Raw genomic sequence first — 16,582 nt, forward strand, 5'->3', positions numbered from 1 at the left:
GGGGTTCCTCGCTTGTCGTCGGGCTGTTCGTGCTTGCCCTTCGAGTCTGCTGGCCCGCCCGGCCGGTTATCCACGGTCAGTCGATCCCTGTCTAGGGCCCACCTAGAGCACGACCGCTCCCACCAGCGCCGCGCCGATCACCACGGCCCAGGGCGGTGCGGCCCAGCGGGTCAGCAGCACGTAGGCGGCCACGGCCAGGGCCAGAGCCCGCACCGAGGTGATACCTTCGGTGAAGACCGGGTCGTACAGGGCGGCCGCGAGCAGGCCGACCACCCCGGCGTTCACGCCCATCAGGGCCGAGCGGGCGTTCGGAAGCCGGCGCAGCGACGTCCAGAACGGCAGGGCGCCGACCACGAGCAGGGCCGCGGGCAGGAAGATGGCCACGATGGCCACCAGCACGCCGGGCAGGCCGTCGGTGAGGGCGCCCAGGTAGGCTGCGAAGGTGAACAGCGGACCCGGAACGGCCTGCGCGGCACCGTATCCGGCGAGGAACTCGTCGTGCCCGACCAGCCCGGTGGGCACGAGCTCGGATTCCAGCAGCGGGAGCACCACGTGGCCGCCACCGAACACCAGAGCCCCGGCGCGGTAGAAGATCTCGGCCAGGCGCAGCAGGCCGCCGTTGGCCAGTAGGGGCAGCACGATCAGGAGCGCCCCGAAGAGGGCCAGGCAGGTCAGCGCGACCGGGCGGGAAACCTTCACTTCGAGCGCGTTCTCGTCGCCGGGCGAGACTTCGGCGGCCTCGCGCCGCAGCCAGGCCAGGCCCAGACCGGCGGCCACGGCGATGATGACGATCTGTGCCCAGGGGCCGGTGACCAGCAGGGCCGCGATGGTGGCGGCCCCGGCCACGGTGGCCCGCTTGCGGTCGGGGGCGAGCGAGCCGGCCATTCCCATCACCGCCTGGGCGACCACCGCCACGGCGGCCGCCTTCAGGCCCAGGATCCAGCCCGCGTCGGCCAGGTCGCCGAACTCGGTCACTGCGTAGGCGAAGACGGCCAGGACGAGCGCCGAGGGCAGGGTGAAGGCCACCCAGGCGGCTAGCATTCCGGCGTATCCGGCCCGCTGCAGGCCCAGCGCCATGCCGACCTGGCTGGAGGCGGGGCCGGGCAGGAACTGACACAGCGCCACCACGTCGGCGTAGGCCTGCTCGGTGAGCCACTTGCGGCGCACCACCAGCGCCTCACGGAAGTAGCCCAGGTGAGCTACCGGCCCGCCGAACGAGGTCAGGCCCAGCTGCAGGAAGGCGGCGAACACCTCGCCGGGAGTACCCGGATGCCTACGCAGCTCGGGCTCGATGGGCGGGTCGGACAGGTCGGGCCGGTCGGTCATGGCGTGCAGCTTGACCGCTGGAAATGGTTCAGTCAATCTTGAACCAATGTCCATCGAGCAAACATCACGGCAGCTCCGGGCCCGGCGCCACGCCGCCCTGGGCGATGTCACCCGCCTGTACATCGTCGACCTGCTGGCGGTGGGCGACCGGTCGGCCGGGCAGGTCCGGGCCGAGCTCGGCATCCCGGCCAACCTGCTCACCCACCACCTGAACGTGCTCGGTCAGGCCGGCCTGATCGGTGAGAACCGTTCTGAGGGCGATGGGCGGCGCAAGTACCTTCATCTGACCCCGGAGGCCCTGGAGGCCGGAGAGCTCCCCGCGCCGATCCGGGCCCGGCGCCTGCTGTTCGTGTGCACCGGCAACACCGCCCGCTCACCCCTGGCCGCCGCCCTCTGGCAACAGCTCAGCCCGGTTCCCGCCACCTCGGCCGGGGTCGTCCCGGCTCCCCGGGTGTCCGAGGACTTTCTGGCCGTGGCAGCCGGGCACGGGCTCAGCCTCGAGCAGCACCGGCCCCGGGCCATCGACGAGGTCACCGAAACCGGCGACCTCGTCGTGACCCTGTGCGACCGGGCCCACGAGAAGCTGGGGCTGCAGACCGGCCTGCACTGGTCGGTGCCCAACCCCAGCCCGGCCGGAACCCGCCAGGCCTACGAGACGGCCTACGCCGAGATCGACCGCCGCGTGCGGGTTCTGCTGCCGCACCTGCAGGCCGCCTGAGCGCTCAGGCCATGCTCACGAACTCGTCCCAGAAGCGGATCACCACCAGACAGAACACGGTGAGGTACCAGACCACCAAGGGCACGGCCGGCACCGTCGCGAGAGCCGAAACCCACGTGGACCGGCGATTTCCCGCTTTGCCGACCACCGACGTCCTCAAATTGTGCAGAGTGACGAACCAGAAGACGGGTGCGGTCACCGCCCACACCACCATGCAGTAGGGGCACAGGGCACCGATTTCGTAGAGCGTTTGATAGATCAGCCAGTGCACGAAGGCGAAACCGGCCGTGACTCCGGCCTGTAGGCCGATCCAGAACCAGGCCCGCACCTGGGCCCCGGCCAGAAGGGCCGCGCCGGTGGCGATCAGCAGCGGGAACCCGGCGATGCCGAGCAGGGGGTTGGGGAAGCCGAATGCGGCGGCCTGCTCGCTGGACATCACCGGCCCGCAGCTGAGCACCGCATTGACACTGCAACTGGGCACGTAGCCGGGATCGGTGAGCAGGTGCACCTTTTCCACCATCAGGGTGAAGGAGGCGGCCAGCCCGATCGATCCACCGACCAGGAGCAGCAGGGCCAGGTTCCGGGTCTCAGTTCGCATCGGCCAGGGCCTGGTCGATGGCGGCCCGGAAGGCCTCGATGCTGTCGGGCTCGAAGGGCTCACCGTTCAGGAAGAACGAGGGCGTGCCCTGGAGGCCGAGGTCCGTGCCGTCCTGCACGTCCTGGTCGATCCGCTTCTGGGTGGCCGGATCCTTGACCGCCGCGTCGTACTCGGCCAGGTCGAGGCCCAACTCGTCGGCATACGTGCGGAACAGCGGCGCCTGGTCCGCGGTGCCGTTGCCCCACTGCCCCTGGGTCTCGAAAAGCCGCTTGTACATGGCCTCGAACTGCCCCTGATCGGCCGCCGCCTCGGCTGCGCGGGCCGCGTTCTGGGCGTTGGCGTGCATGGGCAGGGGGAACTGGCGCACCACGAAGGTCACCTGTCCGGCGTAGGCCTGGCGCAGGTCTTCGATGTACGGGTGGAAGGCCCCGCAGGAGGGGCACTCGAAGTCGAGGAACTCGACCAGGGTCACCTCGGTCCGGCCGGGTTCGCCCAGTACATGCGAGGTGTCGCGGACGACCTGCCCCTGACCGGTGCTGGTGGCGGCCTGGGACGGCTCGCTGCGCGAGGCCGACCAGACGAAGGCGGAGACGACGAACAGAAGGACGACGGCGACCAGGGCACCGGAAAGCTTGAGGTTGCGGGACATGACTTTTCCTTCCGTACCCGGAATCCGGGCAGGACGAAGTTCGATGTGGCGAGAAGAGGAAAGACGGCTGCGTGAGCGGAAACGCGGTCTACAGACCGAGGGCCGGCGCCATCGGTGGACCGCGCCGCGGCGTGGAACGAACCAGCCTCTCCAGCGCCTGGGCCCGGCGGGCGCGGCACGAAACCAGCTGCCGCAGGCCGAAGATGCGCGACTGCACGCGCGGCGCGAGGGCGCAGACCACGAACCGCTCGAGCGCCTGCCGGGTCTGCCGCAGGGCGAGCACCACCAAGAGGGCGATCAGCACCCGCAGGCCGACCACCACGAGCCCGCGCCAGCCGAGATCACCGGCACAGCCGAGGATTCCGTCGGGTGCCGTACAGCCCCGGGGAAGCTGCACCCCGGCCCGGCCGAGCACCTCGAGCCCGTGGTGCAGCCCGTACTGGGCCGAGCCGAGCACCATGGCCTCGACCGCCAGCCAGGGGCCGCGCCGGTCGCTGATCAGCAGCAGCACGCAGACGCTGATCAGGCCCACGGCCAGGGAGGCGAACAGCGGGGAGGCCAGCGAGGCGCACAGATAGCCCACGGCCAGCAGTCCGAGCACGCCCGGGATCACGAAACGGGCAGGGCTGAGCGCGGCTCCAGGTCGGGCCCCGCTCTTCACAGCCGCATGATAGCCACGCCCCCTGTGAAAGAGGGGATCAACGGGAGGGGTAGCGGCGCAGGAAGGCCGCGCCCAGGCGGGCGTCCCGCTCGAGAATCACGGCGCTCACGACCATGAACACGATGAACAGAACAGTGAAGGTGATCCGTCGCGGACCGGGATCGTCGAAGGCACCGAACCCTTGCACTACAGCCAGAGGCAGGAAGTTGAGCACGAGACCGCGCTGCGATCTCAGCGTCATCGCCGCCAGCCGCAGTTCGCCCACCTCAGTCGCGTCCTCGCTCTTGCCGGGATCACGCAGCAGTGCCCGGATCCGGGCCTTCCGGGCTCGGTTCGGGGTCACGTCCCGGGTCTGCAGACCCAGAGCCAAGCGTTCGCGGTCGATCTCCCGGTTGCTCCGGGCCGCCCGGACTATGCCGTACACGGCCAGAGCCACTGCGGCGACCAGCACCACCGCATGGGCCGCGATCAGCAGACCCTCAGAGCTCACATTGCCGGGCAAACCGTCCATCTGCGTAGTTCACCGCAAGATCAACTGCCCGCAACCTGAGAAACAGCACAGGACGACAACTGTTGTTTATCGCCGCAGGTCAGGCGTGTGCGATCATGTGCGGTCACCCGTGCAGCAAACCGCGGGATCCACCACGACCTGCAGTAACCGCTCAGAGAGGACCGCCCCCACGTGGCGTCCCAAACCCGTTCCCGTGTCCCGGTCGTCCTGCTCGTCGAGGACGACCCCGGCGACGTACTGATGATCACCGAAGCTCTCGAACGCGCGAGCACCCCACCGGACCTGCACGTCGCCGGTGACGGGCAGGCCGCGCTGGAGTTCCTGCGGCGCGAGGGCCCGCACACCGGCGCCCCCCGGCCGGACCTGATCCTGCTGGACCTGAACATGCCCCGGCTCGACGGCCGTGAGGCTCTGACCGCGATCAAGGCCGAGGAACGCCTGCGGGCCATCCCGGTGGTCGTCTTCACCACCTCGGACGCCGAGTCCGACGTCCTGGCCAGCTACCACCGGCACGCGAGCGCGTTCGTGACCAAGCCGCTGGACCTGGACAAGCTGGAGGCCGTGGTCGAGCAGATCAACCACTTCTACACCGGCGTCTCCACCGTTCTGCCGCACGACCCCCGGCACGCCTGAGGCTGCGGGCCGGTGCCCCGACCTCACCGGCCCCCAGCCCGGCGGACCATCCGGACAACCAGATCGGCACCGAGCGCGTTTGAGGGAACACACACCGCCGTCGTAGTGGGGGTTCCCGATCATGGACGCACGTGCGCACCTACGCCGAACCGGTCTCGTTGTCATCCTGCTGGCACTGATCACCGGGGCGGGCCCGGCCTCGACCGCCGCCTCGCGCGGGGGCGACTGGGGGCAGACCGATCACGACGCCGCCCGCAGCCGCAGCAGCACCGCTCCCTCCCAGCTCACCCCCTCCACCGTCACCGGGGTACGGGCTCAGCAGAAGTTCACCGGTGGCCCGGTGGCCTGCGAGACGGAGAAGGGCTTCGAAGGCGCCCCCGTGGTCCGCGGCAACCGCCTCTACGCCCTGCGCACCCGGCAGATCTCCGGCACCGTCACCGTCTGGCTGACCGCCCGCAGTCTCCGCTCCGGCGCCCTGATCTGGCAGAAACAGGTAGACGCCACCGGCGACAACACCCATTGGGGCGAACTGACCGTCAGCGGCGACCGACTCCTGGCGGTCGGCCTGAACTGCCGCCCACCCATAGCCACGCAGGGCCGGGTGCACGCCTTCTCCACCAGTGACGGCCGCCGGCTCTGGCAGAGCAGCGAACCGGGCCCCTGGTCGTGGCTCTCGGTCTCCGGGCGGCACGTCGTGACTACCGGAAGCAGCGCGGAGGGCGGCTATTCGGCCGTCCTCGACGTGCGCGACGGCTCCACCTCATGGGCGAAGTTCAGCCCCGGCTGCGGAGCCGGCCTACCCGTGGTGGTCCGTTCCGCGCTGATCATGACGCACTGCCGCGCATCCGGCCCTCCCGCCGTGGCCTCCCGCCGGCTCAGCGACGGGCGGATCCTCTGGAAGAACACCGGCCGGGTGCCACTCGTCCCGATCCGGGCCGCAGCCGACGGTTCGGTCGTCGTCACCGGCGACAGCCGCTTCCTCCCGGTCACCGTGGCCGCCCTCAACGCCCGGACCGGCGCCCTCCGGTACCGGCTGAAGGCCGAGGCCGTGCTCGCGGTCGGTCCGGAACTGCTGTTCACCCGTTGTGGCAACGCGGTGTGCGCTCATGCCCGGCTCAGCGGCGAACGGGTCTGGCAGACCCGGCTACCCGCAGCGGCGAGCGAAGCAGCGGCCGTGGCCGCGGGCGTCCTCTATCTGGCCGACGGAACCGTGATCGACGCCGACAGCGGGGCGGTCCTGGGTGACCTGTGGAAGGGCACCGCCGACGAGCTCACGGTCGCCCGCGACCGGGTGGTGGTCACGACCGGCGCCACAATGACGGTGTACGGCCGGTGACCCGCGGCTAAAGGTCGCCTTCCTGGCTCCTTTTCCGGAAGGCGATCATGTTCATCCGGTTGCCGCAGCGCACACTGCAGAAGCGTTTGGAGCCGTTGCGCGAGAGGTCGAGCAGCAGCCCGGTGCAGTCTCCGGCCGCGCACACCCGCAGCCGGCCGCCTGCATCGGTCCGGATCACGTCGACGAAGGCCAGCGCCGCCTCCACCTGCATGCGCACGGCCAGGGGCGCCTGCGGGTCGACGCCGTGCAGGTGCCAGTCGGAACCGCCGTGGCGAACCAGTTGCGGTAGGGCCCCGGCCTCGCGCAGCAGCCGGTTGACCTCGGCGACAGCAGCGTCGCGTTCCAGCATCCAGAGCCGGCGCAGCTGCGTGCGGGTCTCGCGCACGGCCTGCAGCTCGGCCTCGTCGCGGTCGAAGCGGCCGGAGAACACGTAGCGCCCGAGGATCGCGGCCAGGTCGGCCACCGTGGCCAGTTCGTCGTGCCCGCTGCGGCTGGCGCCCGGATCGGTGTTGCCGAGCTCGACGAGGAACTCCAGCGCCTCCTCGGTGTCAGGGGCAAAATGCAAGTTGACTCCTTACCGGACGACTCCTAGCGTCATGAGCATAAGGCTCTTCGCTCCTGACCATCCCAGTCGAGCTCCGGTGAGGAGACTCCATGAAGTCCACGTCCTCCGGCCTGTTCTGCGCACTGCTGGCCGCCGCCGCGTTCGGCACCTCCGGCACCCTGGCCAAACCGCTGCTCGAGGCGGGCTGGTCGCCGGTCGCGGCGGTCACCGCGCGGGCCCTGACCGGCGGGCTCCTGCTGCTGCCGCTCGCCGTGCTCGCCCTGCGCGGGCGCTGGGCGGTGCTGTGGCAGGCCCGGGGGCGGGTGCTGATGATGGGCATGGCCGGGGTGGCCTGCACCCAGCTCGCCTACTACGCGGCGATCCAGACCATCCCGGTCTCGACGGCGCTGCTGATCGAGTTCCTGGCACCGCTGCTCCTGGTCGGTCACGCCTGGGCGCGAACCCGCAGGATCCCCGCCCCCACCGTGCTTTTCGGATCGGTGCTGGCGATCGCCGGCCTGCTGCTGGTGATCGGGCCGGGCGCCCTGCAGCCGGTCGACCCGGTCGGGCTGCTGTTCGCGTTCTGCGCCGCGGTCGGCTGCGCGGTGTATTTCCTGATCGCCGCCCGTACCGGTGACGGCCTGCCCCCGGTCGCCCTGGCCGCCTCCGGCCTGCTGGTCGGCGGCGTGACCCTGGCCGCGATCGGCGCCACCGGACTGCTTACCGTGACAACCAGTTTCGGCGAGCTCGACATGTTCGGCATCAACGCGCCCTGGTGGGTTCCCCTGCTCCTGCTCGCGGTGGTGGCCACCTCCCTGGCCTACGCGGTCGGAGTCACCGCCTCGGAGGCCCTGGGCTCGCGCCTGGCCTCGTTCGTCGGTCTGCTGGAGGTGGCCTTCGCCGCACTGTTCGCCTGGCTGCTGCTCGACGAGAAGCTCGGTGCACTGCAGATTCTGGGCGGCGTGTTCATTCTGGCCGGTATTGCCGCGGTCCGGGCCGAGAAGTCCGAGGTGCCCCCGCCCCAGCCGCTGGTCACTGATATTTCCGGGGAACCTGCCAGTGCCGTCCGAACTCAGTATTGAACGACTCGGGATCGAAAGGGCTGTCGCCCCCGGCCGGATAGCTGGTCAGCTCACCGAAAACAATGCGGTCGGGCAGGTGGTACAGGTCGACCCGCACGAAATCGGTCTCGCTGCCAAGCTTCTCGGCGATACCGATCATCTCGTCCAGCCGGGCCGGCGGGCCGGGCTCCGGATCGGCCCAGGCCGGCCCGCCACTTAGAGGCAGGTGCTTCCAGTCGGCGGTGAAGAAGTCGTGGGTACGCTCGGCGAAGCGCCCGGCGTCGACCTGCACGTACTGGCAGGTGCCGTGGAAGACGAAGAACTTGTAGTCGTCGGGGATGCCACCGTGCGCGTCGGTGAGCATCTCCTCCACGATCACCCGGGGCCGGATCTGACTGTAGGCCCATTCCCGGTTGGGGCCCTGGCCGTACAGCTTGCCCAGCCAGCCGCGCGCAATGGCGATCACCTCGCCCATCGGGGCGGCTTCGGGCCGCACGTGCCGGTACACCCAGCCCCACTGCGCCGACGGCAGGGTCGCCTCGGCCGGTGCCTGGGGTGAGACGACCAGCGCCACCCCGCTGCCGTGGGTGGGCTTGACCACGTAGCTCTCGGGCAGGTCGAGCCGCTCGAGATCCGCCGGGTCGTCGAGGATCCCGAACGATCCGGGCAGGTACTGCTCCCCCACGCGCGAGGCCACGTAGTCACGCACGGCCGCCTTGTCGGCGAAAGTGACCACCAGAGGACGATGGTCACGAAGCATCTTGTAACGCACCTTCTCGGTGAAGGTGGTTGGGCGGCGAGTGCGCAGCAGTCTCAGGCCGCGCACGAGAGTACTGCGTTCACGCCATTTCGGGCGTGCCGGAGCGGTCGTGGGCGCAGAGCCGAGAGAACTGCCGGTGCGGGTGGCGGATTCCACGCCCCCTGTTCTCCCACGCCCGCCGCGACCCGGCCACTCGCGGGGGCACCGGCTAACCCTCGGCGCGGTCCAGCAGTTCGGTGAGGGTGGTGAGCATGCCCTGCTCGGTGTTGGCCGGGGCGATCGCCGCGGCCCGGGCCAGCACCTCCGGGTGGGCGTTGGCCATCGCGAACGACCAGGTGGCGGTGTCGAGCATCTCCAGGTCGTTCAGGTAGTCGCCGAAGGCCACGGTCTGCTCGCGGGTGATGCCCAGGCGCTGCTGCAGCTGCTGCACCGCGGCGCCCTTGTTGGCACCCGAGGCCATGATGTCGACCCAGTGGTGGTTGGAGATCACGACCTGGCTGGCCTCGCGGAACCGGTCCAGCCGGGGCCCGGCCCCGGTCTCGGCGTCACCGAAGTCGAACACCGCGATCTTGAGCACCTCGTCGTCGGGCACCAGCAGGTCGTCGACGACCTCCAGCGCGGCGTAGTATTTGCGCACCTCCGACACGAACGGCTCGTCCGCCCGCTCGACATAGGCCGAGCGCTTGCCGCACAGCACCACGCCGAGCTCCAGCTCGGTGCGGCCCAGCTCCCGCAGGTAGGTGATGGCCTCCACCACGATCGCCCGCGCCAGCGTGGTCGAGGCCAGCTCGAGGCCGTCCTTGACCAGGTAGGTGCCGTTCTCGGCGACGTAGGGGGTGTCGGCCGGGGCGCGCTCGAACAGGCGGCTCAGGGTGGCGTACTGCCGCCCGCTGGCGGGTACGAAGACGATCCCCCGGCTGTGCATCCGCTCCAGCAGCGGCCAGAACCCCTCGGGGATGCGACCCTCGCCGTCCAGCAGGGTGCCGTCCATGTCCGCCACCACCAGCCGCGGGTCGAACTCTTCGCGGCCGGCCCGGACCTGCGGGGTGGTCGGGGCGGACTCGGCGGTGCTGGACAAACCTGGCTCCTTGCAGTGAGGGGACACAGCCAATCTAGTTGCTGCATCAACCACGGTCGCGGGCCCGAGTGCTCGGACGTGAGGCAGGTCACCGGATGCCTACCATGCCGGACATGACCGAGGTGAATGACGCAGTCGTGGCCGACCTGCCCGACCTGGTGCACCTGCGCACCCAGATGTTCGTCGCGATGGGCCCGACGGAGACGGTGCCGGGCTGGCCGGAGCACGCCGAGCGCTGGTTCGCCGCCCTGATCGGCAGCACCGAGCACTGCATCAAGGTGATCCGGGTCGAGGGACGGGTGGTCTCGGGTGCGCTGGGATCGCTGAGTCGGTCCCAGCCGAGCCCGTCCCGGCCCTTCGGCCAGGACCTCTACATCAGCAATGTGTGCACGCTGCCCGAGTTCCGGGGCCGCGGCTACGCCACTGCGGTGTTCGAAGCGGTGCTGGACTGGGGACGGCAGCTGCCACCCCCGGTGCGGGCGAGGCTGTTCGCCACGGCGGAGGGTCACGGGATGTACCAGCGGGCGGGATTCGTGCCGAACACCTGGCCCGTGCTCGGGGTCGATCTGTAGCTGTGAGGTGGCCCTCCTCTGCATCTCGGTGGGCATGTCGGCCGGGCGGGGGCGGTTGCCCCAGTGGTGAACTCCGATTCCCGTCTGCACGGTGAGTACAAGGTCTCCGGCGGCAAGCTGGTGGTGGCCGACCTGACGGTGCGTCAGGGCCGGCTGGCCGACGTGGTGCTGTCCGGCGACTTCTTCCTCGAGCCGGACGAGGCCCTGGGCCGCATCAGCGACGCCCTCGAGGGCGTCTCCGCCTCCGCCCCGCTGTCCACGCTGGTGGAGGCGGTGGAGTCCGGCCGGCAGGACGCGGTGATGGTCGGCTTCGACCCGCCCGCCGTGGGCCTGGCCGTGCTGCGGGCCCTCGGGCGCTCGACGGCCTGGCGCGACCACCGGTTCGAGCTGCTCGACACCGGCCGGCAGCACCCGCACATGCAGATGGCGCTGGACGAGGTGATCGCCCGCCAGGTCGGGGCCGGGGAGCGCCCGCCGACCCTGCGGGTGTGGGACTGGGCCTCGAACGCGGTGATCATCGGCTCGTTCCAGTCGCTGTCGAACGAGGTCGACCGGGAGGCCGCCGAACGGCACGAGGCCACCGTGGTGCGCCGCATCTCCGGCGGTGGGGCCATGTTCGTCGAGCCCGGTAACACCATCACCTACTCGCTCTACGTTCCGGCCACCCTGGTCGAGGGCCTGAGCTTCGCCGACTCGTACGCGTTCCTGGACGCCTGGGTGATCCGCGCCCTGCGCGAGCTCGGCGTGGACGCCAGTTACGTGCCGCTCAACGACATCGCCTCACCGGCCGGCAAGATCGGCGGCGCCGCGCAGAAGCGCCTGGCCTCGGGCGCGGTGCTGCACCACGTGACCATGTCCTACGACATCGACGCGGCCAAGATGCTCGACATCATCCGGATCGGCCGGGAGAAGCTGGCCGACAAGGGCATCCGCAGCGCGGTCAAGCGGGTCGACCCGATCCGCTCGCAGACCGGCCTGCCCCGCGAGAAGGTGATCGAGGCGATGCTGGAGCACTTCCGCACCAGCTACGGCCTGGAACCGGCCCAGCTGGACGGGGCCACCCGGGCCGAGGCCGAGCAGCTGGCCGAGAGCAAGTACCGCGACCCGGCCTGGCTGGCCCGCGTGCCCTGATGTCGCAAAGTGAGACGCCCGGCCCGTCCGGTCGCCCTGACACTGGCCCGGAGGCGGCCGCCGTCGGCCGCGCCCGGGCGAGAGAAGGAGCCGGCCATGAAGGCGTTCGTCTACCACAGCGCGGGGAACGGCACCTGGCAGGACGTTCCTGATCCGGTCCTGCTCGAACCCACCGACGCGGTCGTCCGGGTCGACACCACCACGATCTGCGGCACCGACCTGCACATCCTGCAGGGCGACGTGCCGGCCGTCACCGAGGGCCGGATCCTCGGGCACGAGGCGGTCGGCACGGTCACCGCGGTCGGCCCGGCCGTCGCCGGGTTCGCCGTGGGCGACCGGGTCCTGGTGCCGGCGGTCACCCGGTGCGGCCGCTGCGGCTACTGCCAGCAGGGCATGCCCTCGCACTGCCAGAGCGTCGGCGGCATCGGCTGGATCCTCGGCCACCTGATCGACGGCACCCAGGCCGAGTTCGTGCGGGTGCCCTACGCCGACACCTCGCTGTACGCCGTGCCGGAGTCGGTCAGTGACGAGCAGGCGATCTTCCTGGCCGACTCGCTGCCCACCGGGTACGAGGTCGGGGTGCTGGCCGGTGACGTGCGCCCGGGCGACACCGTGGCCGTGATCGGGGCCGGCGCCGTCGGGCTGGCGGCGGTGCTCACCACCGGCCTGTGGGGCGCCTCCCGGGTGATCGCGGTCGACTCCAACAAGTTCCGGCTGGAGAAGGCGCTGGAGTTCGGTGCCACCGACACGGTCGAGGCCGGGCCCGGCACGGTGGCCGAGATCCTGGCCCTGACCGACGGTCTCGGCGTCGACGTGGCGATCGAGGCGGTCGGCTACCCGCAGACGCTGCTGACCGCCGTCGCGGTGACCCGCCCCGGCGGCACGATCGCCAACGTGGGCGTGCACGGCGCGCCGGTCGAGCTGCCGGTGCAGGACCTGTGGATCCGCAACATCACGCTGCGGATGGGCCTGGTGGACACCGTCTCGATCCCCACCCTGCTGAGAATGGTCGCCAGTGGCCGGATCCCGGCCGAGAAGATGGGAACCCACCGCTTCCACCTCGGGCAGATGGCCGAGGCGTACCAGACCTTCGCCGACGCCGCCGCCCACCAGGCGCTGAAAGTCGTGATCCGGCCGAGCTGACCGGCTTCAGCGCCCCTGTTCGCCGAGCCAGTCCCAGGCCTCCCCCAGCGTGCCGTCGAGGTCGCTGCCCCGCAGTTCGTCGACCACCGCCTCGGGGATCGGATAGCGGGTGCCCTCGCTGCGGGAGGCCAGCAGGGCGGCGAACAGGGCGTTCTCGCCCAGCGCGCGGCGCAGCGCCGGCACCACCTCGTCGTACTGGTTGCGGGCCAGGTCCTCCAGGGCCTCCACCGCCCAGCGCTCCGAGGGACCGGTGGTCTCGATCGGGGCGTCGAAGGTGGCGTCGGCCCCGGCGTGCACGCCGATCCAGAACGGCTCGGCCCGCGGGAAGGCACCCACCAGGGCCGCGGCCGGGAACCGGTACTGCTCCTCGGACGCGCCCACCCCGAAGACCTGGTGGTGGAACAGCGACCGCAGCTTGTGCAGGGCCAGCACCGAGGCCACGCAGCGCACGTGCTCGACCTGGCTGCGCCGGCGCACCAGGCCCTTCTCGTCCAGCACCGACCACAGGAACACCAGCAGGTCGTCCTCCGGCCCGGCGTCCCAGGTGGGCGGCAGCTCGGGCAGCAGCTGCGCCAGCTCGCCGAGGACCTCCTGCTCGTCGAGAGGCTCGAAGTCGTCCTCCTCGTCCTGGTCCGGCAGGGCCAGCGAGGGCAGCTCGGGCGTCACCGCCTCGTCCGGGCCCAGGCGCAGGTAGGCCAGGCTGCGCGCGACCAGGATGTCGTGCACGTCCTCGTCCAGCCCGACGAAGTCGACGATCCGTCGCAGGGCCGGCATCCACCAGCCGGTCAGGCGCTCCCCCAGCTTGTCGGCGGTGAAGCCGACCGGCAGGGCACTGCGCACCACCGTGCTCAGTCCCGGGTCCTGCTTGTCGAGGAACGCGAACCAGTAGGGGAACTGGGCGTCCAGGTGCTGCAGGTAGGTGCGCACCTCGGCGATCTCCCACAGTTGGGCCGACCGGCCGCCGTAGCCCTCGACGCTCAGGGTCACCGACTCCACGCTGCGCCGGGCCAGCAGGGGGTTGGCCAGCAGCGGGGCGAGCAGGGCGAGCACCCCGGACACGTCCCGGGCCCGCACCTCCTCCGGGGAGACGGTCAGCTCCCAGCGGGTCTGCCCGGAGGCGAGCATGCGGGTGGCGGTGGCGTCGGAGGTCTCGAAGGGCACCAGGGTCTCGACGTCGTGCAGCGCCTCGTCGCAGGCGCGGACCACGGCGGTGCCGAGCGTCCGGGCGTCCTGGGCGCTGGTGGTGCGCAGCTCGATGAACCGCCCGTTGGCGCACTCCACGTCGGCGCGGTGACCTATCCCGTCCTGGGTCAGCTCGGCGCGCACCACCATCCGCACCTCGAACTGGGCGGCGACGGCCTGCTTGCGCCGGTCGAAGCTGATGCAGCGCTGCTGGGTGACCACGTGCAGGCGGCGCTGGGCGTGGTCCTCGGCCACGACGGCCCGGATCTTCTCACCGGCGCGCAGCATCGGCTGGATCAGGAGGGTGATGACTCCCGCCGCCATCGGGTCGAGCGTGGCCCCGGTGACCACGGCCGGGCCCGGGGGTGGCGTTTCGTCCCTTCCGCCCCCGTCGGACATGCCTTCGCGAACAATTTCCACACATGTGACCCTATGCAACGCGTGGGCCCGGAGAGGGGACCGCCCCGCCTACTTGCCCTTCGGGTCCTTCAATGGGTCGTGGCCCCAGTTCATCAGGGAGTAGCGCCAGGCGGTGTCGGTGACGTCGCCGGAGGGGCGCTGCGCCGAGTGCCGCCGTACGTAGCCGACCACCTTGGTCATGTGCTTGTCGTCGGCCTCGGTCAGGTCGGCCTGCTTCTTCTGCAGGATCGAGACGATGTGCCGGCCGGAGGAGTGCCCGGTGGACTCACCACCGTCCTTCTTCTGCCCCACCGACTTCGACTCCTCGGTGTCCAGCCACTTCTCCAGCTGCCTGGGCGTCATGTTCACGACTTCGCCGAACTCGCGACGGGTGTCTTCCGACTCACTCATGGTGACCAGTGATACCCCCGGGCGCCGGGCCGCGCAGTTCCGGACGGCAGCTCAGGACGGCAGTTCAGGTGCGCCGCAGCACCGAGACCACCTTGCCCAGGATCCGGGCCTGGTCGCCGTCGATGTCGGCGTACGCCGGGTTGCGGGGTTCCAGGACCACGTGCCCGTTGCGGCGGCGGAACACCTTGACGGTGGCCTCGTCGTCGATCAGGGCGGCGACGATCTCGCCGTTGTAGGCCTCCGGCTGCTGCTTGACCACCACGATGTCGCCGTCGCAGATGGCCGCGTCGATCATCGAGTCACCGCGCACCCGCAACCCGAACAGCGTGCCCTTGCCGACCAGGTCGCGGGGCAGGGGCAGGATCTCGTCGGAGATCTCCTGGGCCAGGATGGGCTGCCCTGCGGCGATGTCGCCGAGCACCGGCACACCGATGGTGCCTGGCCGTTCCGGTTCCGGCGCCGAGGGCTCGGCCAGGAACATCCGCACGTCGACCGGGCGGGTGGCCCGGCCCCGGCGCAGGAACCCCAGGTCCTCCAGGCGGCGCAGGTGCCGGCTGACCGTGGAGGCCGAGGCCAGCCCGGCCGCGTCGGCGATCTCGCGGGTGGTCGGCGAGTAGCCGTTGCGCAGCGCCGACTTCTGGATGATGCCCAGGATCTGCCGCTGCCGGTCGTTCAGGACTGATGTGTCCAAATCCTCCAGCACGCCGGGATTCTGTCAGACGTCGTTCGCCCTCAGTTCAGCAGTGTCGTGCTGGGGTGCACGCCGTACAGGCGCCGGTAGGCGGTGGCGAACCGGCCCGGGTTGCTGAACCCCCAGCGCCGGGCGATCTCGGTCACCGTGTCGCCGTAGGTGGGATCGGCCGCTCGCAGGTCCCGGTGCGCCTGTTCGAGCCGGATGCCCTGCAGGTACTTCATCGGGGTGCTGCCGTAGTGCCGGGTGAAGGCCTTCTGCAGGGCCCGGGAGCTGACCCCCGCGGCCTGGGCGATCTGGCCGAGGGTCAGGGGTTGGGCGCTGTAGGCGTACATGTGGGCCACCGCCCGCCGCAGCGTGGCCGGCCCGACGTGGCCGCCGTCGCTGAGGTACTGGCTGGTCATGATCGTGTTGGGGAACACGTTCAGGGCCGCGGTGGTCAGGGTGCGCACCAGGTGGGCCCGGATCAGCGGGCTGGCCAGGCAGGACTGCGCGGCCGTGGACTCCCGGTAGGTCATCCGCACGAGGTCGGCCCAGTAGCGGCCGGAGGCCCGGTCGAGCGGCACGTTGTCGAGGAACCGGACGTCGGTGGCCGGGGCGTCGGTCATCGAACCGGCGGCCTCGGCGATGCTGGCCAGCGGCAGGTGCAGGGTCATGAAGGTGGAGTGCGGCGTCCAGGTGGCGTGGGTGGCCTGCACGGTGTCGCTGCGCCACACCTCGCCCGGGCCGAGGGTGAGGTCCGGGCGGCCGGACCGGGCCTGGGTCATCGAGCCGTCGCCGACCAGGACGGTGGCGAAGGTGCTGAGCGGCTCGGACACCGAGCGCCCGGTGAACCCCCACCGCTGCACCCCGCAGGCCAGCTCACCGGTCTCGGCCCGCACCACCCGGAACTGGAACTCGCTGTCGACGGCGTCCAGGTCCAGCCGGGTGCGGGCGAAGATCCGCCCGATCAGCTGGGCCGCCACCTCCGGCCGGTCGGTCACCACCGACGAGGTCCGCACCGCGCCGCCCTCAGGATCCGCCATCGCAGCTTCCCCCGTCCTCCCGAGATCTAACTGCGCGTCACTGTATAGCTACGGACAGATGACGAAGCAGCCATTCCGAAAGCGAACTCCGGGCCGGCCGGACTGGGCGCCGAGCGGTCGCGGCCGGTAGGCAGTACGGGCCCGCTCCTCCCT

General features: G+C 70.8%; 19 protein-coding genes. 7 read left to right on the forward strand and 12 right to left on the reverse strand.

All coding sequences use genetic code 11. The annotated features are described in order from the left end of the window. Nucleotides 1-102 precede the first annotated feature (102 nt). Nucleotides 103-1,326: a chromate efflux transporter gene (chrA, locus tag QSK18_RS11815; protein ID WP_285618763.1), complete on the reverse strand. Its 1,224-nt coding sequence runs from the start codon at nt 1,324-1,326 to the stop codon at nt 103-105. A gap of 46 nt (nt 1,327-1,372) precedes the next feature. On the opposite strand from chrA, the gene QSK18_RS11820 reads away from it, so the two are divergent. Then, the gene (locus QSK18_RS11820) at nt 1,373-2,044 is read left to right on the forward strand and encodes an arsenate reductase/protein-tyrosine-phosphatase family protein (RefSeq protein WP_232811005.1); all 672 of its coding nucleotides are present in this window, start codon (nt 1,373-1,375) and stop codon (nt 2,042-2,044) included. Nucleotides 2,045-2,048: 4 nt separating this feature from the next. Here QSK18_RS11820 and QSK18_RS11825 read toward each other — a convergent pair whose 3' ends face one another. The 4 genes from QSK18_RS11825 to QSK18_RS11840 all read right to left on the reverse strand — a co-directional run bounded on the left by QSK18_RS11825 (nt 2,049) and on the right by QSK18_RS11840 (nt 4,463). Next, the gene (locus tag QSK18_RS11825; RefSeq protein WP_285618766.1) at nt 2,049-2,642 is read right to left on the reverse strand and encodes a vitamin K epoxide reductase family protein; all 594 of its coding nucleotides are present in this window, start codon (nt 2,640-2,642) and stop codon (nt 2,049-2,051) included. Then, complete coding sequence (locus tag QSK18_RS11830) at nt 2,632-3,291, reverse strand: DsbA family protein (protein WP_285618768.1); 660 nt, start codon at nt 3,289-3,291, stop codon at nt 2,632-2,634. Before QSK18_RS11830 ends, QSK18_RS11825 begins: the two co-directional genes overlap by 11 nt. Before the next feature lie 88 nt (nt 3,292-3,379). After that, the gene (locus QSK18_RS11835) at nt 3,380-3,952 is read right to left on the reverse strand and encodes a hypothetical protein (RefSeq protein WP_232810998.1); all 573 of its coding nucleotides are present in this window, start codon (nt 3,950-3,952) and stop codon (nt 3,380-3,382) included. 37 nt (nt 3,953-3,989) lie between these two features. After that, entirely contained in the window at nt 3,990-4,463 is a 474-nt protein-coding gene (locus tag QSK18_RS11840; RefSeq protein ID WP_285618771.1) for a hypothetical protein, read from the reverse strand. A 171-nt stretch (nt 4,464-4,634) separates the two neighbouring features. Between QSK18_RS11840 and QSK18_RS11845 the strand changes: the two genes are divergently transcribed. Together QSK18_RS11845 and QSK18_RS11850 are read left to right on the forward strand one after the other, a co-directional pair. Further along, the gene (locus QSK18_RS11845; protein WP_285618773.1) at nt 4,635-5,096 is read left to right on the forward strand and encodes a response regulator; all 462 of its coding nucleotides are present in this window, start codon (nt 4,635-4,637) and stop codon (nt 5,094-5,096) included. 121 nt (nt 5,097-5,217) lie between these two features. After that, nucleotides 5,218-6,432 carry an outer membrane protein assembly factor BamB family protein gene (locus tag QSK18_RS11850; RefSeq protein WP_285618775.1) on the forward strand — a complete coding sequence of 405 codons (1,215 nt, stop codon included), beginning with the start codon at nt 5,218-5,220 and terminating at the stop codon, nt 6,430-6,432. A gap of 7 nt (nt 6,433-6,439) precedes the next feature. Here QSK18_RS11850 and QSK18_RS11855 read toward each other — a convergent pair whose 3' ends face one another. Next, nucleotides 6,440-6,997: a CGNR zinc finger domain-containing protein gene (locus QSK18_RS11855; protein ID WP_232810991.1), complete on the reverse strand. Its 558-nt coding sequence runs from the start codon at nt 6,995-6,997 to the stop codon at nt 6,440-6,442. An 89-nt stretch (nt 6,998-7,086) separates the two neighbouring features. Between QSK18_RS11855 and QSK18_RS11860 the strand changes: the two genes are divergently transcribed. Continuing rightward, nucleotides 7,087-8,058, forward strand: coding sequence for an EamA family transporter (locus tag QSK18_RS11860; RefSeq protein WP_232810989.1), 972 nt, complete (start codon nt 7,087-7,089; stop codon nt 8,056-8,058). Here QSK18_RS11860 and QSK18_RS11865 read toward each other — a convergent pair. Together QSK18_RS11865 and QSK18_RS11870 are read right to left on the reverse strand one after the other, a co-directional pair. After that, nucleotides 8,009-8,863: an ATP-grasp fold amidoligase family protein gene (locus QSK18_RS11865; protein ID WP_232810988.1), complete on the reverse strand. Its 855-nt coding sequence runs from the start codon at nt 8,861-8,863 to the stop codon at nt 8,009-8,011. The genes QSK18_RS11860 and QSK18_RS11865 overlap by 50 nt on opposite strands. Nucleotides 8,864-9,005: 142 nt before the next feature. Beyond that, nucleotides 9,006-9,875, reverse strand: a complete 870-nt coding sequence (locus QSK18_RS11870) for a Cof-type HAD-IIB family hydrolase (RefSeq protein WP_285618781.1) — start codon at nt 9,873-9,875, stop codon at nt 9,006-9,008. A gap of 113 nt (nt 9,876-9,988) precedes the next feature. Here QSK18_RS11870 and QSK18_RS11875 point away from each other — a divergent pair, with 113 nt between their 5' ends. The 3 genes from QSK18_RS11875 (at nt 9,989) to QSK18_RS11885 (ending at nt 12,721) form a co-directional block, all read left to right on the forward strand. Continuing rightward, a complete protein-coding gene (locus QSK18_RS11875) occupies nt 9,989-10,447 on the forward strand; it encodes a GNAT family N-acetyltransferase (protein ID WP_232810984.1) in 459 nt (152 codons plus the stop codon). A gap of 84 nt (nt 10,448-10,531) precedes the next feature. After that, nucleotides 10,532-11,578: a lipoate-protein ligase small subunit gene (lplB, locus tag QSK18_RS11880; protein WP_352396532.1), complete on the forward strand. Its 1,047-nt coding sequence runs from the start codon at nt 10,532-10,534 to the stop codon at nt 11,576-11,578. A 96-nt stretch (nt 11,579-11,674) separates the two neighbouring features. Then, nucleotides 11,675-12,721: a zinc-binding dehydrogenase gene (locus QSK18_RS11885; RefSeq protein WP_232810981.1), complete on the forward strand. Its 1,047-nt coding sequence runs from the start codon at nt 11,675-11,677 to the stop codon at nt 12,719-12,721. 6 nt (nt 12,722-12,727) lie between these two features. On the opposite strand, the gene QSK18_RS11890 is transcribed toward QSK18_RS11885, so the two are convergent. From QSK18_RS11890 to QSK18_RS11905, 4 genes are all read right to left on the reverse strand, one after another. Beyond that, nucleotides 12,728-14,323, reverse strand: a complete 1,596-nt coding sequence (locus QSK18_RS11890) for a hypothetical protein (RefSeq protein WP_232810979.1) — start codon at nt 14,321-14,323, stop codon at nt 12,728-12,730. A 48-nt stretch (nt 14,324-14,371) separates the two neighbouring features. After that, nucleotides 14,372-14,713: a DUF3140 domain-containing protein gene (locus tag QSK18_RS11895; protein WP_232810977.1), complete on the reverse strand. Its 342-nt coding sequence runs from the start codon at nt 14,711-14,713 to the stop codon at nt 14,372-14,374. A gap of 64 nt (nt 14,714-14,777) precedes the next feature. Next, nucleotides 14,778-15,416, reverse strand: a complete 639-nt coding sequence (lexA, locus tag QSK18_RS11900; protein ID WP_232810976.1) for a transcriptional repressor LexA — start codon at nt 15,414-15,416, stop codon at nt 14,778-14,780. A 29-nt stretch (nt 15,417-15,445) separates the two neighbouring features. Next, nucleotides 15,446-16,429 carry an AraC family transcriptional regulator gene (locus QSK18_RS11905; protein ID WP_232810974.1) on the reverse strand — a complete coding sequence of 328 codons (984 nt, stop codon included), beginning with the start codon at nt 16,427-16,429 and terminating at the stop codon, nt 15,446-15,448. Nucleotides 16,430-16,582 lie beyond the last annotated feature (153 nt).

The organism is Kineosporia sp. NBRC 101677 (assembly GCF_030269265.1).
In the GTDB taxonomy this organism is placed as follows: Bacteria; Actinomycetota; Actinomycetes; order Actinomycetales; family Kineosporiaceae; genus Kineosporia; species Kineosporia rhizophila.

Bases quoted from the DNA above. Each gene is read 5' to 3' on its own strand.
- QSK18_RS11840 (WP_285618771.1), bottom strand. From the start codon at position 4,463: ATGGACGGTTTGCCCGGCAATGTGAGCTCTGAGGGTCTGCTGATCGCG.
- QSK18_RS11905 (WP_232810974.1), bottom strand. From the start codon at position 16,429: ATGGCGGATCCTGAGGGCGGCGCGGTGCGGACCTCGTCGGTGGTGACC.
- QSK18_RS11830 (WP_285618768.1), bottom strand. From the start codon at position 3,291: ATGTCCCGCAACCTCAAGCTTTCCGGTGCCCTGGTCGCCGTCGTCCTT.
- QSK18_RS11895 (WP_232810977.1), bottom strand. From the start codon at position 14,713: ATGAGTGAGTCGGAAGACACCCGTCGCGAGTTCGGCGAAGTCGTGAAC.
- QSK18_RS11885 (WP_232810981.1), top strand. From the start codon at position 11,675: ATGAAGGCGTTCGTCTACCACAGCGCGGGGAACGGCACCTGGCAGGAC.
- QSK18_RS11850 (WP_285618775.1), top strand. From the start codon at position 5,218: ATGGACGCACGTGCGCACCTACGCCGAACCGGTCTCGTTGTCATCCTG.
- QSK18_RS11875 (WP_232810984.1), top strand. From the start codon at position 9,989: ATGACCGAGGTGAATGACGCAGTCGTGGCCGACCTGCCCGACCTGGTG.
- QSK18_RS11820 (WP_232811005.1), top strand. From the start codon at position 1,373: ATGTCCATCGAGCAAACATCACGGCAGCTCCGGGCCCGGCGCCACGCC.
- QSK18_RS11860 (WP_232810989.1), top strand. From the start codon at position 7,087: ATGAAGTCCACGTCCTCCGGCCTGTTCTGCGCACTGCTGGCCGCCGCC.
- chrA (WP_285618763.1), bottom strand. From the start codon at position 1,326: ATGACCGACCGGCCCGACCTGTCCGACCCGCCCATCGAGCCCGAGCTG.
- QSK18_RS11825 (WP_285618766.1), bottom strand. From the start codon at position 2,642: ATGCGAACTGAGACCCGGAACCTGGCCCTGCTGCTCCTGGTCGGTGGA.